Source organism: Amycolatopsis alba DSM 44262 (assembly GCF_000384215.1).
GTDB lineage: Bacteria > Actinomycetota > Actinomycetes > Mycobacteriales > Pseudonocardiaceae > Amycolatopsis > Amycolatopsis alba.
The window spans coordinates 2,874,857-2,900,711 of the sequence record NZ_KB913032.1 but is presented as its reverse complement, the minus strand read 5'-3'; the positions used below and the strand labels follow the sequence as shown (position 1 = coordinate 2,900,711).

The 25,855-nt window shown below is 69.3% G+C and carries 25 protein-coding genes and 1 pseudogene; 18 read left to right on the top strand and 8 right to left on the bottom strand.

Annotation, left to right across the window (positions count from 1 at the left end):
- Positions 1–139: 139 nt before the first annotated feature.
- A complete protein-coding gene (locus tag AMYAL_RS0113620) occupies positions 140–1,156 on the bottom strand; it encodes an ABC transporter substrate-binding protein (protein ID WP_020631862.1) in 1,017 nt (338 codons plus the stop codon).
- A gap of 641 nt (positions 1,157–1,797) precedes the next feature.
- On the opposite strand from AMYAL_RS0113620, the gene AMYAL_RS0113615 reads away from it, so the two are divergent.
- From AMYAL_RS0113615 to AMYAL_RS0113590, 6 genes are all read left to right on the top strand, one after another.
- Positions 1,798–4,917, top strand: coding sequence for a sensor histidine kinase (locus tag AMYAL_RS0113615; RefSeq protein WP_026467044.1), 3,120 nt, complete (start codon positions 1,798–1,800; stop codon positions 4,915–4,917).
- Between the two features lie 20 nt (positions 4,918–4,937).
- On the top strand, positions 4,938–5,396 hold the full coding sequence (locus AMYAL_RS0113610) for a roadblock/LC7 domain-containing protein (protein WP_085939650.1): 459 nt from the start codon (positions 4,938–4,940) through the stop codon (positions 5,394–5,396).
- 25 nt (positions 5,397–5,421) lie between these two features.
- A complete protein-coding gene (locus AMYAL_RS0113605) occupies positions 5,422–6,204 on the top strand; it encodes a DUF742 domain-containing protein (RefSeq protein WP_020631859.1) in 783 nt (260 codons plus the stop codon).
- Positions 6,185–6,793 (top strand): GTP-binding protein, encoded by a 609-nt coding sequence (locus AMYAL_RS0113600; RefSeq protein ID WP_026467043.1) that lies wholly within the window; start codon positions 6,185–6,187, stop codon positions 6,791–6,793. The genes AMYAL_RS0113605 and AMYAL_RS0113600 overlap by 20 nt, the downstream gene beginning before the upstream one ends.
- A gap of 428 nt (positions 6,794–7,221) precedes the next feature.
- Positions 7,222–7,644, top strand: a complete 423-nt coding sequence (locus tag AMYAL_RS0113595; protein WP_020631857.1) for a roadblock/LC7 domain-containing protein — start codon at positions 7,222–7,224, stop codon at positions 7,642–7,644.
- A gap of 6 nt (positions 7,645–7,650) precedes the next feature.
- Positions 7,651–8,238: a DUF742 domain-containing protein gene (locus AMYAL_RS0113590; protein ID WP_020631856.1), complete on the top strand. Its 588-nt coding sequence runs from the start codon at positions 7,651–7,653 to the stop codon at positions 8,236–8,238.
- A 245-nt stretch (positions 8,239–8,483) separates the two neighbouring features.
- On the opposite strand, the gene AMYAL_RS0113585 is transcribed toward AMYAL_RS0113590, so the two are convergent.
- Positions 8,484–10,727: a helicase-associated domain-containing protein gene (locus tag AMYAL_RS0113585; protein WP_020631855.1), complete on the bottom strand. Its 2,244-nt coding sequence runs from the start codon at positions 10,725–10,727 to the stop codon at positions 8,484–8,486.
- Positions 10,728–10,820: 93 nt separating this feature from the next.
- Between AMYAL_RS0113585 and AMYAL_RS0113580 the strand changes: the two genes are divergently transcribed.
- From AMYAL_RS0113580 to AMYAL_RS50800, 5 genes and pseudogenes are all read left to right on the top strand, one after another.
- Entirely contained in the window at positions 10,821–11,003 is a 183-nt protein-coding gene (locus tag AMYAL_RS0113580) for a hypothetical protein (RefSeq protein ID WP_020631854.1), read from the top strand.
- Between the two features lie 262 nt (positions 11,004–11,265).
- The gene (locus tag AMYAL_RS0113575; RefSeq protein WP_020631853.1) at positions 11,266–12,657 is read left to right on the top strand and encodes an NAD-dependent malic enzyme; all 1,392 of its coding nucleotides are present in this window, start codon (positions 11,266–11,268) and stop codon (positions 12,655–12,657) included.
- Positions 12,658–12,806: 149 nt separating this feature from the next.
- Positions 12,807–14,354, top strand: coding sequence for an alpha/beta hydrolase (locus AMYAL_RS0113570; RefSeq protein ID WP_020631852.1), 1,548 nt, complete (start codon positions 12,807–12,809; stop codon positions 14,352–14,354).
- A gap of 16 nt (positions 14,355–14,370) precedes the next feature.
- Positions 14,371–14,841 carry a cyclic pyranopterin monophosphate synthase MoaC gene (gene moaC, locus AMYAL_RS0113565; protein WP_007033386.1) on the top strand — a complete coding sequence of 157 codons (471 nt, stop codon included), beginning with the start codon at positions 14,371–14,373 and terminating at the stop codon, positions 14,839–14,841.
- A pseudogene (locus AMYAL_RS50800) lies at positions 14,838–15,754 on the top strand (molybdenum cofactor biosynthesis protein MoaE). Before moaC ends, AMYAL_RS50800 begins: the two are co-directional and overlap by 4 nt.
- Positions 15,755–16,086: 332 nt before the next feature.
- Here the strand turns inward: AMYAL_RS50800 and AMYAL_RS0113550 are convergent.
- The 4 genes from AMYAL_RS0113550 to moaA all read right to left on the bottom strand — a co-directional run bounded on the left by AMYAL_RS0113550 (position 16,087) and on the right by moaA (position 19,383).
- On the bottom strand, positions 16,087–16,725 hold the full coding sequence (locus tag AMYAL_RS0113550) for a LysM peptidoglycan-binding domain-containing protein (RefSeq protein WP_020631851.1): 639 nt from the start codon (positions 16,723–16,725) through the stop codon (positions 16,087–16,089).
- A 455-nt stretch (positions 16,726–17,180) separates the two neighbouring features.
- On the bottom strand, positions 17,181–18,029 hold the full coding sequence (locus AMYAL_RS0113545) for a phosphatidylinositol-specific phospholipase C/glycerophosphodiester phosphodiesterase family protein (RefSeq protein ID WP_020631850.1): 849 nt from the start codon (positions 18,027–18,029) through the stop codon (positions 17,181–17,183).
- 90 nt (positions 18,030–18,119) lie between these two features.
- Positions 18,120–18,374 carry a MoaD/ThiS family protein gene (locus tag AMYAL_RS0113540; protein WP_020631849.1) on the bottom strand — a complete coding sequence of 85 codons (255 nt, stop codon included), beginning with the start codon at positions 18,372–18,374 and terminating at the stop codon, positions 18,120–18,122.
- Position 18,375: 1 nt separating this feature from the next.
- Positions 18,376–19,383 (bottom strand): GTP 3',8-cyclase MoaA, encoded by a 1,008-nt coding sequence (gene moaA / locus AMYAL_RS0113535; protein WP_020631848.1) that lies wholly within the window; start codon positions 19,381–19,383, stop codon positions 18,376–18,378.
- 146 nt (positions 19,384–19,529) lie between these two features.
- Here moaA and AMYAL_RS0113530 point away from each other — a divergent pair, with 146 nt between their 5' ends.
- Genes AMYAL_RS0113530 through AMYAL_RS0113500 form a run of 7 tightly spaced genes read left to right on the top strand, consistent with a single transcriptional unit; the run spans position 19,530 to position 24,703 of the window.
- Positions 19,530–20,003 (top strand): MarR family transcriptional regulator, encoded by a 474-nt coding sequence (locus AMYAL_RS0113530; RefSeq protein WP_020631847.1) that lies wholly within the window; start codon positions 19,530–19,532, stop codon positions 20,001–20,003.
- Positions 20,004–20,036: 33 nt separating this feature from the next.
- Positions 20,037–20,441, top strand: a complete 405-nt coding sequence (locus AMYAL_RS0113525; protein WP_020631846.1) for a TOBE domain-containing protein — start codon at positions 20,037–20,039, stop codon at positions 20,439–20,441.
- Complete coding sequence (modA, locus tag AMYAL_RS0113520; RefSeq protein WP_020631845.1) at positions 20,438–21,199, top strand: molybdate ABC transporter substrate-binding protein; 762 nt, start codon at positions 20,438–20,440, stop codon at positions 21,197–21,199. The genes AMYAL_RS0113525 and modA overlap by 4 nt, the downstream gene beginning before the upstream one ends.
- 16 nt (positions 21,200–21,215) lie before the next feature.
- Entirely contained in the window at positions 21,216–21,983 is a 768-nt protein-coding gene (locus AMYAL_RS0113515; RefSeq protein WP_026467040.1) for an ABC transporter permease, read from the top strand.
- Positions 21,980–23,044, top strand: a complete 1,065-nt coding sequence (locus tag AMYAL_RS0113510) for a sulfate/molybdate ABC transporter ATP-binding protein (RefSeq protein WP_020631843.1) — start codon at positions 21,980–21,982, stop codon at positions 23,042–23,044. Before AMYAL_RS0113515 ends, AMYAL_RS0113510 begins: the two co-directional genes overlap by 4 nt.
- Positions 23,045–23,054: 10 nt before the next feature.
- Positions 23,055–23,849 carry an HAD-IIA family hydrolase gene (locus AMYAL_RS0113505; protein ID WP_020631842.1) on the top strand — a complete coding sequence of 265 codons (795 nt, stop codon included), beginning with the start codon at positions 23,055–23,057 and terminating at the stop codon, positions 23,847–23,849.
- 38 nt (positions 23,850–23,887) lie between these two features.
- Complete coding sequence (locus AMYAL_RS0113500) at positions 23,888–24,703, top strand: metallophosphoesterase family protein (protein ID WP_020631841.1); 816 nt, start codon at positions 23,888–23,890, stop codon at positions 24,701–24,703.
- Positions 24,704–24,706: 3 nt separating this feature from the next.
- Here the strand turns inward: AMYAL_RS0113500 and AMYAL_RS0113495 are convergent, their stop codons facing one another.
- Both AMYAL_RS0113495 and AMYAL_RS0113490 read right to left on the bottom strand, forming a co-directional pair.
- Positions 24,707–25,081: a YccF domain-containing protein gene (locus AMYAL_RS0113495; RefSeq protein ID WP_020631840.1), complete on the bottom strand. Its 375-nt coding sequence runs from the start codon at positions 25,079–25,081 to the stop codon at positions 24,707–24,709.
- On the bottom strand, positions 25,081–25,842 hold the full coding sequence (locus tag AMYAL_RS0113490; RefSeq protein WP_026467039.1) for a PhzF family phenazine biosynthesis protein: 762 nt from the start codon (positions 25,840–25,842) through the stop codon (positions 25,081–25,083). The genes AMYAL_RS0113495 and AMYAL_RS0113490 overlap by 1 nt, the downstream gene beginning before the upstream one ends.
- Positions 25,843–25,855 lie beyond the last annotated feature (13 nt).

Genomic DNA, 25,855 nt, shown 5'->3' with positions numbered 1-25,855 from the left:
CCCACCTGCTCACAATGGGTGTCGTGAGCGGGTGATCATTTTAGGCCATTCGCCCGATCACTTGATCACCCGCTTGGACAAGATTACTTTCAGTGACCGAATTCCGGATAAGGCGGCTATTCGGAGTAACCGCGCGTCATCAACTCGTGGCCTGGGCCGCGATCATCGGGGCGACGTCGATCTTGGTCGGGATGGCGCCCATCTGCAGCAGCAGATCCGGGACCCGCTGGATCCGGCGGGGGTCCAAGGTGGACTGGAAGGTCAGCAGCGTGGTCAGCGCGGCGGTGTCCTGGTCGATCCTGGCGTACTTGACCAGCAGCGGCTCGATCTTGGAGCGGTCCGCCGCGTCGCGGGTGGCCTTCTGCATGGCGCGCTGGAAGGCGGCCAGGGTCTTCGGGTTCTCGCTCACGAACTTGCCGAGCGAGCCGTAGCCCGCGGTGGGGAAGTCCTGGGTGGCGCCGGTGGCGGTGTCCACGACCGGGACGGTGCCCGCCTGCTTCGCGGTCTGCGTGATGAACGGCTCGGTCAGGAAGCCGGCGTCGATGTCGCCGTTCTTGAGCGCGGCGCCGATGTTCGGCAGCTGGACCGGCACCCAGCTGACCTTGGAGGCGTCGACGCCGTGGTCCTTCATGACCGACTTGGACAGGGTGTCGGACACGGTGTTCGGCGCGGTGATGCCGATCTTCTTGCCCGCCAGGTCGGCGACGCTCTTCACCGACGACGTCGGCAGCGTGACCAGCATCGTGCTCTTCGGACCGGCGGAGGAGGCGTCCGCGACCAGCTTGATGTCGGCGGTGTTCTTGCTCATCGCGATGAAGAACGGCGTGTAGCTCGCGTAGGCGATGTCGACCTCGCCGCCGATCAGCTTGGTCAGCGAGATCTGGCCGGTACCCGCTTCGACCGCCTCGACGTCGAGGCCTTCGTTCTTGAAGTAGCCGCCGTCCTGGGCCAGCCGCAGGGGCGCGAGGTCGATGGTCGACATCACGGCGACCTTGATCTTCGACTTCTCGAGGTTCCCGGAGCCGCCGGAGGAGGACGACTCGTCCCCGCCGAGCAGACCGCAGCCACCGACCGACGTCGTGACGACGGCCGCCATCGCGAGCGCGATGGCCCCACGCCGCCCAAGGCTGGCGCTCAAGGCCTTCTTCGAAAGCAAGTCGTGCTCCTGATCGAGGGGAGGTCACGTGATGACATGACCTGGTGTGGAATTCGGAAGTGACTCTTTGTCTCAAGCCACGGGCCCACTGTAGAGAACGGACAACGCGCTCACAATGGGTGGTCATCCCATGATCCCAAGTGGTAACAATCACCCGAACAGGCTGTTTGTCAGAAGTGAACACAACTGGGCGTGTTCATGCCGGGGACTTGTTGACGGTTGAGCGCGGACAGGTCAAGACCCGTCCGGTGTCTTCTTGGCCGTCTTGTCCAAAGGGTTACATCTGGGGCTACCGTTCGCTACCCTCATGCACCGGTAGTGAGGTGTGGACCACTGATGTAGTGAAAGAGAGTGCCTTGGATGGCCGAACGCTCTGGACCTTTCCCGAGGTGCAAGGCACTCTGTGTTGAACACTTCGAACACGTCCGTGCTTCACTGGTGCGCGCTCGCGCACTGGCGGGTTAGGCCGAACAGACCAATGACGCCAGGCGGGATTTCGGCCAAGTGCACTTGAGAGACTGCGTCAAAGACGACTTCCTCATTCGTCAGAGTGAGCACTCGCGTCATACGTCCCCCTGCCGGGTGGCAGGAGCGTGCGGGTAGTGGTCTCCGACAACCGACCCAGACAGCAGAAGTACGGCATGTCCAAAATGGGCTTTCCCGGCCCGGATGAAGATGATGGTGGTGCGGCGGTGCCGAACGAAGACACCGCGGGGGTGGGAGGGACCCCTGCGCGGGAAACCGGAGACGGTCCTGGCGGGAAGGTGGCCGGGTCGTTCCTGGGCCTGCGTAACTGGCGTCTGCGATCCAAGCTCGCGGCCGTCCTGATCATCCCGACGCTGACCGCGCTCGCGCTCGGCACGCTGCGCGTGATCGACGACAGCGGCGAGGCGGCCCGGTTCCAGGACACGGCCGACCAGGTCGCGTTCGCCGACAAGATCACGCTCGTGGTCCACGAGCTGCAGAGCGAGCGCGCGCTCGCGGTCGCCCGGAGCTCCTCACAGGACTCGTCGCGGCAGACCGGTCTCGACGCGCAGATCGCCAAGGTCGACCGTGCCATCGACGACCTGCGGGCTTCGGCGAACCAGATCAACCCGGACGACCAGGACACGAGGGACCGTTACTCGCGTGGTCTGCAGCGGCTCGACGCCCTGCGCCCCCTGCGTGGCGCGATGAACACCTCGCTGCTGGGCGACACCCCGGTCCTGATCGCCTACTCCGGCATCCTCGACTCGCTGGTCCAGCTCGGCCGCGAGGTGACCACCGCGGTGGCCAACCGCGACGTGCTCCGGCTCGGCGTCACCGTGCAGGCCATCAGTGAGAGCAAGGAGTTCATCGCCCGCGGTGACGCGGCGCTGCTGATCGCCTCCTTCCGCTCCTCGTTCCCCGGAGACTTGTTCGACCAGGCGCGGTCGGCGGTCGCCAGTGGTGACGCCTCGACCGCGGCCTTCATCGCCAACGCCAGCCCCGAACAGCGGCAGCTCTACTCGGACACCTTCTCCGGTCCCGAGGTCGACGACCGCCGCCGGATCACCACGATGGCGTTCTCGCTGCAACAGCAGAACCAGACGCCGTCGATCGACAACGTCGCGCTCGGCAACGACAGCCGGGTCGCGCTGGACAAGCTGCGCGCGGTCGAGACCAACCTGCTCGGCCAGCTGCGGTCACAGGCCGACGGCCTGGCGACCGACGCGATCAACTCGGCCTGGATCGGCGGCGCGATCGTGCTGCTGGCCCTGCTCGCGGCGCTGTTCCTGATGCTCGTCATCGCCCGCCTGATGCTGCGCCCGCTGCGGGTGCTGCGGAAGACGGCGCTCGACGTCGCCTACACACGACTGCCGGAAACCGTGCAAGCGATCCTGGACGACCCGGACCCGGTCAACGCCTCGAAGCGGTCGGTCGAGCCGGTGCCCGTCACGTCGCGTGACGAGATCGGTGAAGTGGCGCGTTCGTTCGACGTCGTCCACGAACAGGCCGTCAAGATGGCCGCCGAACAGGCCCTCCTGCGCGAGAACGTCAACGGCATCTTCGTGAACCTGTCCCGCCGGTCGCAGCGGCTGGTGGAACGCCAGCTGGGCGTCATCGACCGGCTCGAGGCCGACGAGCAGGACCCGGACCACTTGGCCAGCCTGTTCGAGCTCGACCACCTCGCCACGCGGCTGCGCCGCAACGGTGAAAGCCTCCTGGTGCTCTCGGGCGCCGGTCTCGCGAAGTCGGTGCCCAAGCCGGTGCCCGCCGCCGACGTCATCGGCGCCGCGGTCTCGGAGATCGAGCAGTACGCCCGGATCGAGATCGGGATCGTCCCCGAGGTCGCCGTCCAGGGCCTGACGATCCACGACCTCGTGCACGTGCTCGCGGAGCTGCTGGACAACGCCACCTACTTCTCCGAGCCGGAGACGAAGGTGACCGTGCGCGCGGTGATCACCCGCAAGAAGGCGCTCGCCATCCAGGTCACCGACCACGGTGTCGGCATGACCGACGAGCGGCTCGCCGAGGTCAACCAGCGCCTGGCCGACCCGCCGGACCTGGACGTCTCGGTGACCCGGCGGATGGGCCTGTACGTGGTCGCGCGCCTGGCGCGCCGCCACGGCATCGAGGTCCGGCTCCGGGAGAACGAGGACATCGAAGGCGGCGTGATCGCGCGGGTCGTCGTGCCCGCCGAGCTGCTCACGCAGATGCGGCCCGGCCTGCGGAACACTCCGCCGCCGCCGAACCGCTCGGAAACGTCGATGCCTTCGATGCCGTCGCTGCCGTCGGTCTCCGAGATGTCGAGTTCGCTGCCGAGCATCCCGGCCTCCGACCGCGGCCTGGAGATGACCCCGCCGCCGCCGTCGAAGCCGCCGGCTCCGCAGCCGGTCGCGCAGCAGGGCGGGCTCGTCCCGCTCGACCAGCCGATCAGTCTCGACGACCTGGTCGCGGGCAAGAACGCGGCGGGGCCGTTCCTCAGCCCCGCGGCGCCCGCCGAGGAGGCCCCGGCCTGGCCGACGGCCGACGACATCCAGCCTGCGAACAGTGACGGTGCCTCCAGCGGCACGGACACGCAGTTCGCGTCGCTGGTGCTGCCGAAGCGGGAGCCGAGGTACACCCCGCCCGAGCCGCCGCGCCGTCCCGAGGAGCCTTCGGACACGGGCAAGTCGGCGCTCGACGACGACGTGCCCACCCGGCGGCTGCCGATCTACCAGTCGGTGCTCTCGCGCTGGTTCAGCGAAGGTGACGAGGCCGGGAGCGACACCCCGACCACCTACACCGAGCCGGTCGCGTCCGACGTGCCCGAGCAGACCCGCGACGATGCCGCCGAAGCGGCGGAACCCGTCGTCGAGGACACTCTCGAAGAGGCATTGCCCACTCGGACCCCGCAGAGTGTTCCGCCGGAGACGGTGCTCCAGGACAATGGCTGGCGCAGCGCGTCGGACGACGGCTGGCAGGCGGCGCAGGTCCTGTACGAAGATCGGAACGACGAGATCACCTCGGCGGGCCTGCCCAAACGGGTGCCGAACCAGTACCTCGTCCCCGGTTCGATCGGCGGGAACGAGCCGAAGAAGGAAGACTCGTTCGCCGACAAGACTTCCGGAATGCCGGGAACGGGTGCGATCGCCCGCTCGGCGACGGCGGCCCGTAGCCGGATGGCAAGCTTCCAGCAGGGCTACAAGTCGGGACGGCACGCGTTGAAGGACCGCCCGCTCGATGCGCTGGATGAGAACGGCGTTCCGGTGACTGGCAGGGGTGCGGATTCCCCTGCCGATGACAGCAGTAAGGAGTGACAGTGACACGGGCGGGTGCGATGCAGCCGGGTGGTCCGGCGCAGCCTGGCGGCCAGGCGCAGGGTAAAGGACACACGAGCAGCTTTGCCTGGCTGATCACGGATTTCGTGCACCGGGTCCCTGGCGCGGCGCATGCCGTGGTGGTGTCGGCGGACGGTTTGCTGCTGGCCTCGTCGAAGGGTCTTCCCAAGGACAGGGCCGATCAGCTCGCCGCGGTCGCGTCGGGGCTCACCAGCCTCGCGCGCGGTGCGGCCAAGGTGTTCGAAGGCGGCACGGTCGCGCAGACGGTGGTCGAGATGGCCAATGGCTTCCTCTTCCTGATGTCGGTGTCCGACGGTTCCTGCCTGGCGGTCCTCGGATCGCCGGAGAGTGACATCGGCCTGGTCGTCTACGAGATGACCCTGCTGGTGGAACGGGTGGGGCAACAGCTGACACCGGAGATGCGCGCGCAGCTGCAGGGCGCGTCGGTCCGCCGCTGAGCGACCGGGAACCGAGGAGAATGCCGTGGACGACGGGCGCTTGAGGGGCGATGGCCGGCTCGGTGACGACTTCAACGGCGGGTGGTCGGAACGTGACGACGGCCGGGAGGACTGGACGTCCTTCCGGGACCGGGTCGACCGCGAATGGCGCTCGCGCCGGGCACAGGGGTCAGACGATGACCCCGTGTCCCCGGACGAGGCCTCCCGCTGGCTGACCGATTCGAACGCGGGACAGGGACCCGCCGATTTCAGCGTCACGGACTACCGGGAACGTCTGCTCGGCGGGCCTGGGGCCGAACTGTTCGGTGGTGGCAGCGGCCCGCTCTACGACTCGGGCGAGTTCGCCAGGTTCTCCTTCGACAAGGAGGAGGAACGAAGGGCGGCGGCCGCCGCCGACCCGCTCGCCGCGGCATTGCCGCAGCAGGCGCAGAACGAGTTCGTCGACGAGCAGTACACCACCGACGTCGAATCCTCCGGCCTGGTCCGGCCGTACTTCCGCACGCGGGGACGGACCAAGCCGACGTACGACCTTGCCATCGAGGCGTTGATCTCGACCAGCGAACAGGGACGGGTACTCGACCGGGTACGCGTCCCCGAACACCGGTCGATCTGCGACCTTTGCCTGGACACCCGGTCCGTCGCCGAAGTCGCGGCGCTGTTGCGCCTGCCGCTCGGCGTGGTCCGGGTGCTGATCGGAGACGTGGCCGGCCTCGGCCTGGTCCTGGTGCACACCGCCAGCCAGAACGTGGGTGACCGGCCCAGTATCGAGTTCATGGAGAGGGTGCTCAGTGGGCTTCGGAGAATTTGACTCCGACGCGAATGCGCCGCAGGTGGCCGGGCCGACGTCGTCGGCCAAGATCGTGGTCGCTGGCGGATTCGGCTCGGGGAAGACCACGCTGGTCGGAGCGGTATCGGAAATCGATCCGCTGACCACCGAGGCCATGATGACCGAGGCCAGTACCGGCGTCGACGACAATTCGGCCACCCCGAACAAGTCGACGACGACCGTTGCCATGGACTTCGGCCGTATTTCGCTGGACTCGGATCTGGTGCTGTACGTGTTCGGTACGCCGGGCCAGCACCGGTTCTGGTTCATGTGGGACGACCTCGCGGTCGGCGCCATCGGTGCCGTCGTGCTGGTCGACACGCGGCGGCTCGCCGACGCGTTCCCGTCGATCGACTTCTTCGAGAACCGGAAGCTGCCGTACGTCGTGGCGATCAACTGCTTCGACCGGCTGCTGCACCACCAGATCGAGGACGTCCGGCACGCGCTGACGATCTCACCGTCCGTGCCGATCATGGCGTGTGACGCGCGGGAACGTGAGTCCGCCAAGCAGGTGTTGATCTCGGTCGTGCAGCACGCCATCGCACACGACTCGGCGTTGCGCGCGGGGTAAAAACAGACGAATGCCCGGAGCGGATGCGGCCGTTGGAGTGAACTCGGCAGGCTTCACCCGCTTCGGGGAGTGGCGCCACCCGCCGGATCGAACGCGGGCGACCCCTTTCACGCGATCCGGTGACCGCCTTGCCTGATCGGGCGACCGAAATGGCGATGACCTGCGCGGATATCGATTCACGCCTGGTCGCGCCAGTCCACCAAGGGGTGACCCACGAATGCGTGGTTCGCGATAAGTCGACGCGGTGAGCGGCTGGACGTTTACGTTCGGTTAACACCCTCCGCCGGGTGGCGGGCTCGACACGATCGGCGGGACGAATACGCTGGGTGGAGGTGTCTTCGGGCCCGGCCGTACCGGATCGGTGCTGGTCGGCGGAAGACGCCCGGACCACGCCGCCCAGGTGGTCTTGACGCAGCGAGGAGGGACTTGTGACGGCATCCGGGCAGCAGCAGAGCTCGTTCGGCTGGCTCATCACGGATTTCGCGCGCCGGGTTCCCGGTGCGGCGCACGCCGTGCTGGTCTCCGCGGACGGGCTTCTCCTCGCGCCGTCGGAAGGACTGCCGCAGGAAAGGGCCGAACAGCTGTCCGCGGTCGCCTCCGGACTGATCAGCCTCACCGCCGGCGCGGCGCGCTGCTTCGACGCGGGCGGGGTCAACCAGACCGTCGTCGAGATGGAACGCGGGTACCTCTTCCTCATGTCGGTCGCAGACGGCTCGTCACTCGCCGTACTGGCGGCGCCGACCTGTGACATCGGCACCGTGGCCTACGAGATGACCCTGCTCGTCGAGCGGGTCGGGCAGCAGATCACCCCCGAGCTGCGGGCGCAGCTGCAGGGCGGCGTACGTGGGTAACCGCCGATGAAGATCACCGGATTCACCGAACCGGAACCCTCCGGCTGGGATTCCCTCTATCAAGGCACCGATCGCGAGGCCTTCGACTCCCCGAGCCGGTTCGAGCTGAGCTCGATCAGCACGGTCATGCCCCGCCGCCCGGCCCCGCCGCCCGAGCCGGTCCCGACGGCCCCTTCGCCCGTTTCGATGCCTTCGCCGATCCGCCAGTCGCCGCCGCGCTCCAGGGCCGAACCCGCTTCGGTCTACCTGCCGTCTTCGGGTTCCCGTGTCCGGCCCTACACGCGCACCGGCGGACGCACCCGCACCGCGCACGACCTGGCGCTGGAGGCGCTGGTGTCGACCAGCGAGGACGGCCGCCGGTACCGCGGCGTGCGGACTCCTGAGCACCGGCAGATCTGCGACCTCTGCCTGGACACCCGGTCGATCGCCGAGATCGCCGCGCATCTGCGGCTGCCGCTGGGCGTCGTGAAGGTGCTCGTCGGCGACATGGCGGACGCGGGCCTGGTGCTGATCCACCAGACCGAGCTGATCCTGGGCGACTCCTCTTCGCGCGCCTTCATGGAGCGGGTCCTTCAAGGCCTTCGGGCCCTCTGACCCCCCTTCCCGCCCCCGCGCCCTCGCGCGGCCTGGGGTTGATGTCCCCAATGCCACGTTCGAGACGTTCAGCGTCCCGAACGTGGCATTGGGGACATCAAGCCTGAGGTGACGCGGTCTCCGCGGATGCCGGGCGAGCGGTCATGGAGATCGAGGCCGACGTTGACGGCGACGATCTCTCACACGCCATCGCGAAGGCTCACGCCGCGGTCCGGTCCGCGTTCGCGCCGAACAGCTCGCGTAGGTCAGTCTTCGACGAGGGCGGCCGAGGTGATCCGGTGCAGCGGGTACCGCTCGTTGTCGGTTCCTTCGAGAACTCCGCCGCCGACGCGCAGCGGCCGCACCACCCGCTGGCTCGCCGTTCCGCGTGAGTCGACGAAGCCGATCCACACCTCCCGGCGCTCCACGGTCGCCCGTGACAGCAACGCCAGCGTCGCGGACGTGTCCCCGGCGCCGCCTCCCTGCGGCGCGCGCACCGTCTCGCCACGACGACGCGCCGAAGCGGCGTCACCGGCCCGGACGTGAGCGACGATCTTGCCGACTTGATCGTCTGACAGCCCCGCAGGCTCTCCGGGCGCCCGACGCGCGGCACGCGCCTTCGCGGGCAGACGACGTCCAGATGGCCTGATGTCCATGACGCGTCCGTCGGGCCCTTCGGCGGCCGGAGCGAATCCGGCGGCGCGAAGGGCGTCGAGGACGTCGGCGAGCGGGTACGAGCTGATGAGCACCGTCGGCGCGATCATGCGGAAGCCGTAGTTCGCCGCGACGGAGCTGCCCATGACCTCCGCGAGCAGTGACGCGTCGTCGCAGCGCAGGAACGACTCGGCGGCCCCGCCGCGCAGCCGCCCGTGCCGCCGGGCGACGTCGTCGATCAGGTAGCTCAGCGACTGGGGTACCGGCGTCGCCGACTTCGCCGCGAACAGCTGGTGCAGTTCGCCCGCGGTCCGCCCGGTGTCCAGCGCCCGCCGCACGGAGGTCTCGGTGATCCGGTAGACGGTCGCGTGCCCGGCCGATTCGACGTCGGCGACGGCGGTCATCTCGATCGCGAGTTCGGCTTCCAGCGGCCCCGGCGCGACCACGGTCAGGTCGGCTTGGACCAGGACGTGGTCCACCGGGCGCGGCAACGCGTCGAGCATCGCCTCGACCGCGCCGGGCCGGTCCTCGGCCAGCAGCGCCCGCGTCGCCGTGGTCAGCCCGCCGAGCCCGATCAGGCCGAGCGCGGTGCCCTCGGCCATCGTCCAGTGCACGGTTTCGTCCCGCAGCCGACCGCCCCGTCGCGGCGCGCGCCAGGCGAGCGCGGCGGCCAGTTCGTCGGTGCTCTTCACGCCGGCGCCATCGGGCAGCGCGGCCAGCGCGAGCAGGATCCGCCGCCGCGAGGTCGGCGCCAGCGGACGGCGCAGGTCCTCCGACAGCGGCGCGATCGGCTTGTCCTTCGCGTCCCGCCCACCGGCGAGACCGGGCAGCCGGGGCAGTTCGAGCCAGGCTTGCGCGACCGTCATCCAGCGCTGCGCCGTCGGCGACGCGAGCCACGAATCCGTGAGCGTCGTCGGCACCCATTCCGGCGCGGTCGTTTCGCTGTCGGCAACCAGTCCGGCGCCGACCGCGATCTCCGCCAGCAAGGTCACCCGCGTCTCGTCGACGTCGAGATCCTTGGCGAGCTTCTTCAGCTCGCGCACCCCGAGCCCGCCGGACTTCAGCACCGGCGGCGGCATCTCGGACCACGAGCGGAGCATGCTTTCGGTCTGGCGCAAGAACTCCATCGCCTCGCCGGCCGCCGTCGAGTCCACTGTGGACCGCTGATGCGGATGGACGGGGAGTTCCGGTTCGCGCAGCGACGCCGGTTCGAACACCGACCCGCCGCGCAGGGCGATCCCGAGTTCACGCGGCAGCTCGACGGTCTGATCGTCCCGGCGCAGCAGCAGCCCCCTGGCGAGGAGGCGCTGGACCGGGTTCTGTGCCCGCTCCAGCGGGACGTCGGCCGACGCGTCACGGGTGCGGCCGATCGGCGGCCCGGCGGCCAGTGTCGTCAGCAGCGCACGCTCGTCCTCGCCGACCTCCGCGAGCGCGGCGTCGATGTCCGTCCCGGTGAGGGAGGGCGAAGACGATCCCAGTCCGGCGGGGAAGGGGCCGAGCGCGTCGCGGGCCGAAGGCGGGACGCGCAGCGCGTCGTCCTCACCCCAGACGAGTGCCCTGGTCCGCAGCAGCGCCAGCGGCTCGCCGATCCCGGTGCCCACGAGCCGTGCGGCCTCGGCCGCGGCGACCGGTTCGGTGTCCGCGCCGGCGAGCAGCAGGGCGTCGAGCACGGCGAGTGTGAAGGTGTCGAGGTCTTCGCAGGCGCGCGCGACGGAGCCCGGCGTGCCGGCTCGGGTGGCGAGCACGATGGTGTCGGACGGGGGTGGCGTGGACAGGTCGCGACGCGTGCGCAGCAGCGCGGCGAGGGCGTCGTCGGACTCCTGGCGCAGCCAGTCCGCCAGGGAGGGTGCGGGCATAGAAGACCAGGATACCGGGCGGGTGGTGGCCCGGCAGCCGCGTTCGGGCAGACTGTCACCTGAGAACGGCTTGACCATGCTCGGGAGGACGTTGTGGCGAAGGGCGAGAACAAGAAGCGCGCGGGGATCGACCCGACGTGGCCCGGTGAAGACGGGGAGCACCCCGTCACCGAGCTCGCATCGGATCGGCAGGGCGCACTGTCCCCGTTCGGCGACGTGACCTTCCCGCTCGAGGCGGTGCCCTACGTGCACCCCCAGACCGAGATCAACCGGTAGAAAGCTACTGGCCTGGCCTGCCGAGGGCGCTCCGCGCCCGAACAGGCCCTCGCGCGCGCCTCTTTCGGGCCGAAGGCCCACGGAAATCCGATGAAGGGGCGCCCTCTTCGGAGGGGTGAGGCAGGTTCGGCCTGCCCCTTCAGCGGGTTTTTGTCAGCGCGCAAGCTACTGGTCAGTTACCCCCTGCGAGGGTTCGTGGCGGTCGTCACGGGAGTAGGTTTTCGATCGACCTATTCGAGCGTTCCTCAGCGGGGGTAGTGCCATGCCGGTTCCCGGTCCCGGATATTCGATCACCGTCCGGGTGGAGGCCCCCGCGTCGTCCACCGCGGCGGGTGACCTGACCACCGCCGTCGGCCGGGTCGGCGGCGTGCTGACCGCGTTCGACGTCGTCGAGTCGCACCCCGACTCGATCGTCGTCGACATCAGCGCCAACGCCCTGTCGGAGAACCACGCGCAGGACATCACGCAGACCCTGGACTCGCTGCCGGGCGTCCGCGTCCGCAAGGTCTCCGACCGGACGTTCCTGATCCACCTCGGCGGCAAGATCGAGGTCAGCCCCAAGGTCGCGCTCCGCAACCGTGACGACCTCTCCCGCGCGTACACGCCGGGTGTCGCCCGCGTCTGCCAGGCGATCGCGGCGAACCCCGAGGACGCGCGCCGCCTGACCATCAAGCGCAATACCGTCGCGGTGCTCACCGACGGTTCCGCGGTACTGGGGCTGGGCAACATCGGCCCGGCCGCCGCGCTCCCGGTGATGGAGGGCAAGGCGGCGCTGTTCAAGAAGTTCGCCGACGTCGACGCGTGGCCGGTCTGCCTGGACACCCAGGACACCGAAGAGATCATCATGATCGCGAAGGCGCTCGCGCCGGTCTACGCGGGCATCAACCTCGAGGACATCGCCGCGCCGCGCTGCTTCGAGATCGAGAAGCGCCTGCGTGAGCAGCTCGACATCCCGGTGTTCCACGACGACCAGCACGGCACCGCGATCGTCGTGGTCGCCGCGCTGCGCAACGCCCTGCGCGTGGTCGGGAAGAACATCGAAGACTGCAAGATCGTCGTCAGCGGCGTCGGCGCGGCGGGTTCGGCGATCATCCGCCTGCTGCTGCGCAAGAACCCCGGCGACATCGTGGCCGCCGACATCGATGGCATCGTGCACTCCGCTCGCGGCAACCTCGACGACAACCTGACCTGGATCGCCGAGCACACCAACAAAGAGCAGCAGGCGGGCACGCTGCACGAGGCGCTCGTCGGCGCCGACGTGTTCATCGGGGTCTCCGCGCCGAACCTGTTCGGGGCCGAGCAGGTCGCGACCATGAAGTCCGACGCCGTCGTGTTCGCGCTGGCCAACCCGGACCCGGAGATCGACCCCCTCGAAGCGGGAAAGCACGCCGCCGTGGTCGCCACCGGCCGCAGCGACTTCCCGAACCAGATCAACAACGTGCTCGCGTTCCCCGGCGTCTTCCGTGGTCTGCTCGACGCGCAGGCGCACCACATCGACGACTCGATGCTGCTCGCGGCCGCCGACGCCATCGCCGACGTCGTGGACAACGGCAAACTGAACGCCTCGTTCATCGTGCCGAGCGTCTTCGACAGCGCCGTCGCCCCGGCCGTGGCCGACGCCGTGAAGAAGGCCGCGAAAGCGGCCAAGCAGTAGGACGCGATAGCAAAGGTCCCTTGCTCCGTTCGGCCGCGGTCGTCATCACTGAGGCCGACCCGGTGGCCGACTCCAGGGTGACGACTCCGCACACGCCCCCTCCTAGGCTCGATTCCGACCAGGAAGTCGATCATGAACAGGGGTTGGGGATGAATCGCTCTGTCCTGAGCAGGATCGGGACACTCACGGCCGCGGCGGCCACCTTGGCGGTACTCGTACCGGCGACGGCGTCCGCCGCGGCTTCGTCCGTCCAGTGGGGGCCGTGTCCGGGGGACGTGGCCGCGCCAGGGCTGACGTGCGCCACCTTGAAGGTCCCGCTCGACTACCGGAACCCGGACGGGAAGACCATCGACATCGCCGTTTCGAAACTCGCCAGCACCAAACCGGCGAAGCGGCGCGGCATCATGCTGACGAACCCCGGCGGCCCCGGCGGTCCCGGACTGTCCGTGCCCGCCGGCCTCCGGGCCGCGGGCATGCCGTCGAGCGTGCTCGACGCGTACGACGTCATCGGGTTCGACCCGCGTGGGATCGCCCGCAGCACGCCGGTCACCTGCGACCTCAAACCGGAGCAGGCGGTCAGCAACGTCCCGCCGTACGCGCGTGACGCCGCGGCGGTGGCGGAACGGGCGAAGACCGTGGCGGCCGTCGCTAAGCAGTGCGGTGAGTCGAAGACAGCCGCGAACCTCCCGTACATCACCACGGCCAACACGGCCCGCGACATGGACCGCATCCGCGAGGCCCTGGGGGAGAAGAAGCTCTCGTACTACGGCGTCTCGTACGGCAGCTACCTCGGCGCCGTGTACTCGACGCTGTTCCCGCAGAACACCGATCGCGTCGTGCTCGACAGCGTGACCGGACCGGGCGGGCTCGACCCGACAGGATCGCGCCGGCTCGCGGAGGGCTTCCAGGACCGCTTCCCGGACTTCGCGAAGTGGGCGGCGGCGCGGCACGCGAGCTACGGCCTGGGCCGGACCCCGCAGCAGGTGACGGCGAAGTTCTACGAACTCGCGGCCAAACTCGACACCGGCGCCGTTCCGGGTGTGAACGGCGCGGCCTTCCGCGCGGGCACGTTCGGTTACCTGTACTCGACCAGGTCGTTCCCGGTCCTGGCGCAGCAGTGGCAGGCGCTCGACGGCGAAGGCGTCATGAAGCAGACCGCGCAGGAAGCGCAGATCGACATAGCGCAAGTCCTCGCCGCGCAGCTGCACGTGGTGTGCAACGACGTGAACTGGCCGGAGAAGGTCGAGACCTACCAGCGCAACGTCGAGAAGGACCGGGTGAGGTATCCGATGTTCGGCGCCGCCGCGGCGAACATCTGGGCCTGTGCCTACTGGCCGTCCAAGCCGATCGAGCCGCAGGTGCGGATCGGCGACCGGGGTCCGTCGAACATCTTGATGGTGCAGAACCTGCGTGACCCGGCGACGCCGCTCGGTGGGGCCAAGGAAATGAGGCGCGCGCTCGGCGACCGGACGCGGATGGTGACGGTCGACGACGGCGGGCACGGGGTCTGGCTGAGCTCGGAGAACGCTTGCGGCAACAACGCCGTCAACCGGTTCCTCGTGGAAGGAAAGCGTCCCGCGCACGACACGGCCTGCGCCGCGGACAACGGCGGGTACTTCGGTTCGATGACATCGGAGCAGCGCCAGGATCGCGAGAAGGCGCTCGACGAGGTTCGCTCGAAGCAGCGAGTCTTCTGAGGACTAGCCTGCTGGCGTGAGTGAACTCAGCCACGTCGACCATACGGGCGCCGCCCGTATGGTCGACGTTTCCGGCAAGACGCCCACCGCCCGCACCGCGCTGGCGGGCGGCACCGTGCACACCACGGCCGAGGTGCTCGGCCTGCTGGCCACGGACGGGCTCCCCAAGGGCGACGCCCTCGCGACCGCCAGGATCGCGGGCATCATGGGCGCGAAGAAGGTGCCCGAGCTGATTCCGCTCTGCCACCAGATCGCGCTGTCCGGGGTCAAGGTCGAGTTCGCCCTCGACGAGACCGCCGTGCACATCACCGCGACCGCGAAGACCGAAGACCGGACCGGTGTCGAGATGGAGGCGCTGACCGCCGTCGCCGTCGCCGGGCTGACCCTGCACGACATGATCAAGGCCGTCGATCCGGCGGCGACCCTCGACGACGTCCGCCTGATCCGCAAGGACGGCGGCAAGACCGGGACCTGGGAGCGGCCGTGAACCGGGTCGCGAGGGTGATCGTGGCGTCGAACCGCGCCGCGAAAGGCGTCTACGAGGACACGACCGGTCCGGTCATCACGGCCTGGCTCACCGCACGGGGCTGGGACGTGCCGGAACCCGTGGTCGTCGAGGACGGGGAACCGGTCGGCGAGGCCCTGCGGGACGCCGTCGCAGCCGAGGTCCAGGTGATCGTGACGACCGGCGGCACCGGCATCTCGCCGACGGACCGCACCCCGGACGTCACCCGCGCCGTCCTCGACTACGAACTCCCCGGCGTCGCGGACGCGATCCGGGCCGCCGGACTCCCCAAGGTGCCCACGGCCGTGCTCTCGCGCGGGATCGCCGGCGTCGCCGGACGGACCCTGGTGGTGAACCTGCCCGGTTCACGCGGCGGCGTGAAGGACGGCCTGGGCGTACTGGACGGGATCCTCGACCACGCCGTCGACCAGCTGGCGGGCGGCGACCACCCACGGGAGGCACAGCAGTGAGCGTTCGGGTCGCACGGACCGCGGTGGTCGACGAGCCGCTTTCGGTCGAGGAGCACGCCCGGCTGGTGGACGACGCGGCCGCGGGCGCCGTCGTCACCTTCGGCGGGGTCGTCCGGGACCACGACGGCGGCCGGTCGGTGGAACGGCTCGCCTACGAAGGGCACCCCAGCGCTTCGGAGGTGCTGGCGGAGGTCGTCGCGGATCTGTCGGGCAAGTGGACCGGCGTGCGCGCGGTCGCCGTCAGTCACCGGCTGGGCGCGCTGGTCATCGGGGATGTCGCGCTGGCGTGCGCCGTCGCGGCCGAGCACCGGGGCCAGGCGTTCGCCGCCTGCTCGGAGCTGGTCGACGAGGTCAAGGCGCGGCTGCCGGTGTGGAAGCATCAGCACTTCACCGACGGCAGCGACGAGTGGGTCAACTCGCCTTAGCCGCCCGCGGAGCGCTTCGGGGTCGTGAGTGGCGATTCGCTGGCGTACCGGCTTCGGATGTTGCGAAAGTGGCTTTCACAACCTTCAACGTTGCGAAAGTGGCTTTCGCAACACCGCCGCCACTCACGACCACCTTGTGCCGAGCTGGGCCGTTACGGGTGGCCGGCCGGACGGCGCGCGTGATCCGACGGACGACACGGGTGACTGGACGGACGACACGCGAACACGACAAAGCCCCACCGCCGGGGGAATGTCGCGGTGGGGCCTTGTCAGCCGTGACGTGGCCTCGCGGGGAATCCCGCGGGCATCACGACTTACTGGTGCTCAAGAGCTCACTTGGTGGCGAGCTTCTGGCCGACGACGATGAAGTCGGCGTTCGGCACGAATTCCTTGTTCAGGTCCTGCAGCTTCTGGAAGCCACCCTGGACGTTGAACTTGGAAGCGATCTTGGACAGCGTGTCGCCTGCCACGACGGTGTAGTCACCCGCCGGGTTGGAGTTCGCGACGTTGGCGGCCGGCGCCTGGACCGGGGCCTGCTGCTTGGCGACCGGGGCGGTCGACTTCTTCGGGGTCACCTTCTTGGTGGCCTTCGGGGCGGTCGACTTGGCCTTGGCGGGGCTGGCGGAGCCGCCCTTCTTGCCACAGTGCGGCCACGCGCCGATGCCCTGGCCCTGCAGGACCCGCTCGGCGACGGCGATCTGCTGCTCGCGGGAAGCGCCGTGCGCACTGCCGGTGCCACCGTAGGCGCGCCAGGTGCTCTGCGAGAACTGCAGACCACCGTAGTAGCCGTTACCGGTGTTGGTGCTCCAGTTGCCGCTGCTCTCGCACTGCGCGATGGCGTCCCAGTTGGTCGCCGACGCGGGGGTCGCGGCGATCGCGAGGGGAGCGCCGACCGCGACACCCGCGATGGCGACGCGGGCGATGTGACGGGTGGCGGCGGACATCTTGCGGTGCTTGCCTCGGTACGACATGTGAGTAAATCTCGCTCCCTGCGCCTACGAGCCTGTGCTGAGGGAAAGACCCGTGGGTCTGGCCGACCGTTTCAGGCCGGCTGACTTCGCCTGACGCACGACGCGTCGGCTCTGTCCCCTCGTCCCTGTCCGGAAATGCTTTCGCTCGGGGTTGGGTCCGGGAATCCGTTGGACAGGGCTCGGCGCTACGGGTTCCCGGTGTTGCGTGGTCGGTCGGGGCCAACCGAAAAGCGACGGTACGTAACGAACGGCCCGAGCGGAAATTATTCGAGCTGTGACCTACGTCACAGTAACAGCACGCAACCTGTGGCGATTCGGGTGTTTGTGCAGGTCAGCGCGCCGTTACCGGACCGTTTCCTGGCCGAGATAATTCACGGATCGTGAGGCTTGCATCACGTGGATTAAGGGATGACTGGCCCATTCGTGCGCCTTCGCGCGCGAATGGGCCGCGCACTTTAGCGAGCCCTCAAGAAGTTCGCCAGCCCTGACAGGTCATCCGTATTCAGGTGGTCGACCCCGGCGGCGGCCAGTACCTTCCAGAGAGCTTCCCGCGCAGGTCCAGGCGCATCCGGTGTCGCCCAGAAACGGACCCGCTGACCCGCCGCGTGCGCCCGCTTGACGATTTCTCGCAGCTTCGCGCGCTCGGCTGCCGGGAATTCACCGGCGCCGGTCCAGGTGAACAGCTCGGTCCAGGAATCGGAGACCAGCGGGGTCACCCGTGGGTCCGAGCCGATGCCGAGATCGTTCTCGTCCGCGACGCGGCCGTCGTAGAAGGCGAGCCGGAACTTCTGCCCGAGCATCACATCCTTGGGGCGCCCGCCGGAGATCACCGCCGTCACGGCCCGCTTCTGGACGTGCCCGAACGCGTACAGAGAGAAGAGGAAGGAGTAGCGCGGGTTGTACAGCCGCTTCTCCAGGGCCGCGTACGTGCTGTTCGCGTCCCCCTTGACGTCGATCAGCAGCTGGAACTCCGCGCGCTGCCGGTAGACGCCGCCGTGGTTGGCCAGGACGCGCTTGCGCAGCGGCTCCAGGTAGAGCGACTCCAGGGTGCGGTCCGGGCGGGTGTCCGCCAGGTCGTGCGCGACCAGCAGCTGCCCGTCCACCAGGTAGATGTCGGCCTCGACACTGGTGAAGCCCTGATCGAGCGCGTCCTGCAGCGGACGCGTGTGCTCGTAGTCGTTGTGGCTGTGCGCCTGCGGCAACGGCCGGACGCCACGTTCGTGGGCGGAGGCGGGGACTGTCGCCAGGCTCGTGGCGGCGACCGCCGCGAGCAGTGCGGCGAGGATACGGCGGGGATTGATCACTGGCGCATCCTCGGCTGCTTCGGCGTCAGGCCGGTGAACTCGAAACGGCGAGCAAGGGACCTTTGCTCTCACTTTCGCCGTTCGCGCAGGTCAGCCGCCGGCGAACGGGGGCAGGACGTCCAGTTCGGCCGCGTCGGTCAGTGGCCGCGTGAGATCCCGCACCGCGACGCCGTCCAAGAGATAGGAGACGGCGTCGAGCAGCTTCGCCAGCTTCTCCGGGTGGAGTTCGCGCAGGCGGGCGACGGCGTCGGCGACGCGGGCGCCGTCCGGCAGGGTCACCTTCTCCTCGTCGAAGCCCACGGCCGCACGGGCCGAGGCGAAGTACCGCACCACGATGGTCACCATGTCAGCCGCCGATCGCGCTCATGGGCCGGATCGGCTGCGCGAAGCCGGCCTCGTTGATCTCGTGCCCGGCGAGCTTGCCCCACATGGTCGCCCGCCACGCGTCCGCCACCTCTTCTTCGCGCGCGCCCGCGCGCACGAGGGCGCGCAGGTCGGTCTCGTCGTTGCTGAACAGGCAGGAGCGCACCGCGCCGTCCGCGGTCAGCCTCGTCCGCTCGCAGGCGCCGCAGAACGGCCGCGTCACCGACGCGATCACACCGACGTCGCCGGGGCCGCCGTCGACCAGCCAGCGTTCGGCGGGCGCCCCGCCACGCGCGGCGGGGAACGGCGACAGCGAGAACTCCTCGCCGAGCATGCCGAGGATCTCCTCGGCGGTGATCATGTCGCGCCGGTTCCAGCCGTGCTGCGCGTCCAGCGGCATCTGCTCGATGAACCGCAGGTGGTAGCCCTCGGCGAGACAGAACTTCAGCAGCGGCACGGCCTGGTTCTCGTTCAGCCCGCGCATCAGCACCGCGTTGACCTTCACCGGGTCCAGCCCGGCCTCGCGCGCGGCGGCCATGCCCGCCAGCACGTGCGACAGCCTGTCGCGCCGCGTGATCGTCTCGAACAGCGCGCGGTCGACGGTGTCCAGCGAGACGTTGATCCTGTCCAGCCCGGCGTCGGCGAGCGGCTTCGCGCGCTTCGCGAGCCCGATCCCGTTGGTGGTCATGGAAAGCCGCGGCCGCGGTTCGAGCGCCGCGATCCGTTCGACGATCTTCTCCAGCCCCTGGCGCAGCAGCGGTTCGCCGCCGGTGAGCCGGATGTCGGTGACGCCGAGCCGTTCGACGGCGATCCGGAGCAGGAGCACGAGTTCGTCGTCGGTCAGCACGTCCGCGCTCGGCATCCATTCGAGGCCTTCGGCGGGCATGCAGTAGGTACAGCGCAGATTGCACTTGTCGGTGAGCGACACCCGCAGGTCGGTCGCCACCCGGCCGAAGGTGTCGATCAGAGCGGGGTTGTCCGGCCTGGGCACGCTTGAGGGACCTCGTGTACCGGGGACACGGGGAAACCCGAGATCGACTGCTGTCATTGTCCCCAGACTAACCCCGAAGCGGGTGAAAGCCGACTGTCTAGAATCTCTATTCCCAGCGAATCGGTTTCTTCCCGAAGGGTTTCCGGATGGTGAAATATCCGCTTTCGGCGGAGGAATTGGCCCGGTTCGCCGACCTCGCCGGGGAAAGCAGCACGCTGACCGTGCTCCGGCACGCCAGGATCGCCGAGCGGCTGGGGCTCTCGGCCACCGATCACAAGGTGCTCGAACTCGCCGGACAGGCGCCAGGACCGTTGACAGCGGGCAGGATCGCCGAACTGACCGGCCTGTCGACGGGTGCTGTGACCGGCGTCATGGACAGGCTCGAGAAGGCGGGGCTCGCCCGCCGCGTCCGTGACACCGTCGATCGCCGGAAAGTCCTGATAGAGGTCGTTCCCGGCGCCATGGAGCGCCGCGCGCCGCTCTTCGAATCCGCGCACACGACCATGAAGACGGTCCTTGAGGAGTTCTCTCCGGCGGAACGGAAAGTGCTCGAACGTTTCCAGAGCGCGGTGCTCGACGGCCTTCGCGACGAACTGCCCGGCAATTCCTCACGTCCGTAGCTTTTCCGCATCTGCGGAAGTAACCTTCCGGTCATGCCGCAATTCCGGTTGTCTGAAGCCGCTCGTCTGCTCGGCGTCAGCGACGACACCGTCCGCCGCTGGGTGCGCGCGGGCCAGTTGACCGCGTTCGACGACTCGGCGGGCCGCAAGGTCGTGGACGGCGCCGAACTCGCTGCGTTCGCCAAGGCGCAGGCCGAGCAGCCCGAGGACCCTTCGAACGTCGGCCGCTCCGCGCGCAACCGGTTCGTCGGCCTCGTCACCGAAGTCATCACGGACAAGGTGATGGCACAGGTCGAACTGCAATGCGGCCCGCATCGCGTGGTCTCCCTGATGAGCGCCGAAGCCGTCCGCGAACTCGGGCTGCGGCCAGGGGTGCTCGCGGTCGCCGTCGTCAAGGCGACCACCGTCGTGATCGAAACCCCGGAAGGAAGCCGATGAGGAGACTCGTCCCCGCTCTGTTCGCGCTGGCACTGGCCGCGACGGCCTGTGGTTCCGAGCAGCCCGTCACCGCGCAGGCCGAGGCCAGGACGCTGACCGTGTTCGCGGCGGCGTCGCTGACCGAGTCCTTCGGGGCGCTGGGCAAGCAGTTCGAGGCACAGAACTCCGGGGTGACCGTGAAGTTCAGCTTCGAGGGCTCCTCGGCGCTGGTCCAGAAGCTGACCCAGGGCGCGAAGGCGGACGTCTTCGCCTCCGCGGACCAGGCCAATATGGACAAGGCCACCAAGGGCGCGGTGATCGACGGGCAGCCGTCGGTGTTCGCCACCAACCGGCTCGCCATCGCCGTCGGCAAGGGCAACCCCAAGGGCGTCAAGGGGCTGGCGGATCTCGCGAAGGACGGGCTGACCGTGGTCGTCTGCGCGCCGCAGGTGCCGTGCGGGTCGGCGGCGAAGAAGGTCCAGCAGTCGTCCGGGGTCACGCTGAAGCCCGCGAGCGAGGAGCAGGACGTCAAGTCAGTGCTCGCGAAGGTGCAGTCAGGCGACGCCGACGCCGGGCTCGTCTACGTCACCGACGCGACGTCGGCGGCCGCGAAGGTGGACAAAGTGGACTTCCCCGAGTCCACGGGCGCGATCAACAACTACCCGATAGCGGTGGTGAAGGACGCTCCGCAGGCGGCTCTGGCGAAGCAGTTCACCGACTTCATCCTCAGCGCCGAGGGCAAGAAGGAACTGGCGAAGGTCGGTTTTGGCGCGCCGTGACTCGGGCGTCCCCTGGATTCTCTGGCCGCCGGCGATCTGCGCGCTGGCGCTGGTGGTGCTGCCGGTCGTCGGCCTGCTGGTGCGTTCGGACCTGAGCCGCTTCCCGAGTCTCATCACCTCGGCGTCCTCGCTGAACGCGCTCAAGCTCTCGCTGGTCACGGCCGGACTGTCCACTGTGGCCTGTGTGCTGTTCGGTGTCCCGCTCGCCGTGGTGCTCGCGCGTTCGGGGGCGCGCGGCGTCCGGGTGCTGCGCGCGGTGGTGCTGCTGCCGCTGGTGCTGCCGCCGGTGGTCGGCGGCCTGGCGCTGCTGTACCTGCTGGGCCGCAAGGGTTTCCTCGGCGTCCTGGTGACCGCCCTGACCGGTGAGCAGGTGCCGTTCACCACGGCCGCCGTGGTCATCGCGCAGACGTTCGTCGCGATGCCGTTCCTCGTGGTCAGCCTCGAAGGAGCCCTCAGGGGTGCCGGTGACCGGTACGAACGGGTCGCGTCGACGCTGGGCGCCAAACCGTGGACGGTGTTCCGCCGGGTCACGCTGCCGCTGCTGCTGCCCGCGCTCGGTTCGGGCATCGTGCTGAGCTTCGCGCGGGCGCTGGGCGAGTTCGGCGCGACGATCACCTTCGCCGGCAGCCTGGAGGGGGTCACCCGGACGCTGCCGCTGGAGGTCTACACCCAGGCGGAGGTCGACGTCGACAGCGCCGTGGCGCTCGCGTTGCTGCTCATCCTGGTCGCCGTCGCGGTGATCGCGCTCGCCCGGCCGCGAGCGCTCGAAGGGGTCCGGTCATGACCCTTTCGGCGGAGATCGCCCTCCGGCGCGGCGAGTTCGAACTGGACGTCGAGTTCGAGGTCCCCGACGGCGGTGTGCTCGCCCTGCTCGGGCCGAACGGTTCGGGCAAGTCCAGTGTGCTCGGTTGCCTGGCGGGTCTGCTGTGGCCCGACCGGGCGCGGATCACCCTGGACGGCCGCGCGCTGGCGGGCCTGCCGCCGCACGCGCGCGGCATCGGCCTGCTTTCCCAGGACGCCCTGCTCTTCCCGCATCTGTCCGCTGTGGACAACGTCGCCTTCGCGCCCCGCTCGACCGGCGCCGGGCGTGCCGAGGCGAAGCGGCGTGCGCGGGAGTGGCTGACCGAAGTGGACGCGCTCGAACTGGCCGGACGACGGCCCGCGCAGCTCTCCGGCGGGCAGGCGCAGCGGGTCGCGATCGCGCGGGCGCTGGCGGCCGAGCCGGGACTGCTGCTGCTCGACGAGCCCTTCGCCGCCCTCGACGTCGACGCGGCGCCCGCCATCCGCGGCCTGCTCCGGCGGGTGCTGCGGTCCGGACCGCCGACCGTGCTGGTCACCCACGACCCGCTCGACGCGCTGGCGCTCGCCGATCACGTCGCCGTCCTCGACGGCGGCCGGATCGTCGAACGCGGCGAAACCCGGAAGGTCCTCTCCGCGCCGCGCACGGCGTTCACCGCGCGGATCGCCGGGCTGAACCTGGTGCCCGGCATAGCCGTCGACAACGGTTTGCGCACGTCAGGAGGGCACTTGGCCGGGATCCGGGCGGAGGACGTCGTCGATGGCGAAGCGGCTGTGGCCGTCTTCGCGCCCAGCGCTGTCGCCGTCTACCTGAAGGACGGCGAGCACCGGGGCAGCCCGCGTAACACCGTCGAGGGAATCGTCGACGCGCTCGAACCACACGGACCGGTGATCCGCGTCCGGTCCCGCGGCGACGACTGGGCGGCGGGACTCGCCGCCGACCTGACCCCTGCCGCGGTCGCCGAACTGGCGCTCGAACCAGGGACACCGGTCAATCTTTCGGTCAAGGCGGCCTCTGTGGCTGTTCACGCCGTCGCGGAACATTAGGGTGAGAGGTATGAACGAGCGCCGTTGGACATACCTCAGCGACATGGATGGCGTACTGGTGCAGGAGGAGCACCTCGTGCCCGGCGCGGACGAGTTCCTCAAGGAACTGCGCGCCAACGACATCGGCTTCCTGGTGCTGACCAACAACTCGATCTACACCCCGCGTGACCTGCGGGCGAGGCTCGAACGGACCGGTCTCGACATCCCCGAGGAGGCCATCTGGACCTCCGCGCTGGCGACCGCGAAGTTCCTCGCGTCGCAGCGGCCGAACGGCTCGGCGTTCGTGATCGGCGAGGCCGGGCTCACCACGGCGCTGCACGAGGTCGGCTACGTGCTGACCGAACGCGACCCGGACTACGTCGTCCTCGGCGAGACGCGCACGTACAGCTTCAGCGCGATAACCCGCGCGATCAGGCTGATCGAGGGCGGCGCGAAGTTCATCGCCACCAACCCCGACGCCACCGGCCCCAGCATGGAGGGCTCGATGCCCGCCACCGGCTCGGTCGCCGCGCTGATCGAGAAGGCGACCGGCCGCTCGCCGTACTACGTCGGCAAGCCGAACCCGCTGATGATGCGCTCGGCGCTGCGGCGGCTCGGCGCGCATTCGGAGTCGACGCTGATGATCGGCGACCGGATGGACACCGACGTCCACTCGGGAATCGAGGCCGGCTTGCAGACGATCCTGGTGCTGACCGGCATCTCCAGCCGGGAGAGCGCCGAGCACTACCCGTACCGGCCGACCAAGATCATCGACTCGATCGCCGATCTCGTCGGGCGGACCGGCGACCCGTTCGGCGAAGGCTGAACGAGGCAGTGGCGGACGGAGGGATTATCGTCACAGAGATGCGCGACGATCAGCCTCCGTCCCCGACCTACGTGGTCGGTGACGTGCACGGACACCGGGACGACCTGGCCGGGGCGCTCCGGGAGAAGGGGCTGCTCGACTCCGACGACGACTGGGCCGGCGGTGAAGCGACCCTCTGGTTCCTCGGCGACTTCGTCGACCGGGGCCCCGACGGCGTCGGCGTCATCGACCTGGTGATGCGGCTGGAACGGCAGGCCGCCACGGCGGGCGGGCACTGCGGGACGCTGCTGGGCAACCACGAGATCCTGCTGCTCGGGATGTACCACTTCGGCGACACGGAGGTGCCGTCCGACTTCGGCCCGCGCAGCTTCGCCCGCAGCTGGGAGATCAACGGCGGGCTGCTCGAAGACCAGGACAGGCTCACCCCGCAGCACATCGAATGGCTGACCTCGCGTCCGATGCTGACACTGGCCGCGGGCCACCTGCTGATGCATTCGGACACGCTCGAATACCTCGGCTGGGGCGACGACATCGACGAGATCAACGCGCGTGGCCGCGAGATCCTCGAAGGCAGCGACATCGAGGCCTGGTGGGACGTGTGGCGGCGGATGACCACGCGCTACGCCTTCCGCGGCCCGGAAGGCGCCGACGTCGCGCAGCAGCTCATGGACCGGCTCGGCGGCGAGCGGATCGTGCACGGGCACAGCGTCATCGCCGACCAGCTCGGGATCCACCCCGCGCAGATCGAGGGGCCGTATCTCTACGCGGGCGGGAAGGCGCTGGGCATCGACGGCGGGTTGTTCGTCGGCGGTCCTTGCCTGATCATCCCGCTCCCCTGGGAGCCGGAAGACTGAGCCTCACGGGATTTCGACGATCTCCTTGCCCAGCGGCATCAGCGAGACCGGGATCATCTTGAAGTTCGCCACGCCCAGCGGGATCCCGATGATCGTGACGCACAGCGCGACCCCGGTCAGCACGTGCCCGATCGCGAGCCAGAGCCCGGCGAAGATGAACCAGATGACGTTGCCGATCGTCGACGCCGCCCCGGCGTCGCGCCGGTCCACCACGGTGCGGCCGAACGGCCACAGCGCGTAGGCCGCGATCCGGAACGATGCCAGCCCGAACGGGATGGTGACGATCAGGATGCAGCAGATGATGCCGGCGACGATGTAGCCGAGTGCCATCCACAGGCCGCACAGCACGAGCCAGATGACGTTCAGGATCAGGCGCATCAGACGTGCAACTCCCCGCTGGCCACGGTGACCGCCTGCCCCGAAAGCAGGACGCGGTCACCTTCGAGATTCACCCGCACGATGCCACCGCGCGCCGAAGCCTGCTCGCCGACGAGCTCGGTCCGGCCGAGGCGGGCGGCCCAGTACGGCGCGAGGACGCAGTGCGCGGAGCCGGTGACCGGGTCTTCGTCGATGCCGACGCCCGGCGCGAAGAACCGGGTGACGAAGTCGATCCCTTCGACGTCGCCTCCAGCGGTGACCATCAGCCGTCCGGTCCAGTGCGCGCGCAGCGCGGCCAGGTCCGGTGCGAGCGATCTGACCACGGAAGCGTCGTCCACCACCGCGAACAGGTTCTGGCGGCTCCGCCCGACGTAGGCGAAGGAGACGCCCGGCAGGATCGACGACAGATCGTCGTCCGACTCGCGGGGCGGGTCCGACGGGAAGTCCATCGACACCCAGCCGTCTTCGGCGCGGCAGCGCAACTCGCCGCTTCTCGTCGTAAAGGTCTGCTCGCCGCCCAGGACGTGCGTGGTCGCCAGTGTCGCGTGCCCGCACAGGTCGACCTCGGTCTCCGGCGTGAACCAGCGAAGCGACTTCGGGCCTTCGCCGCCGACCTCGACGAAGGCCGTCTCGGCGTGCCTCAGCTCGGCCGCGACGGACTGCATCCAGCCCGCGTCGCCCGGCGAGTCCAGCAGCACCACGCCGGCGGAGTTGCCGGCGAAGGCCTCGGAGGTGAAGGCGTCGACGATGTAGAGGCGCATGTCTTCGACGATA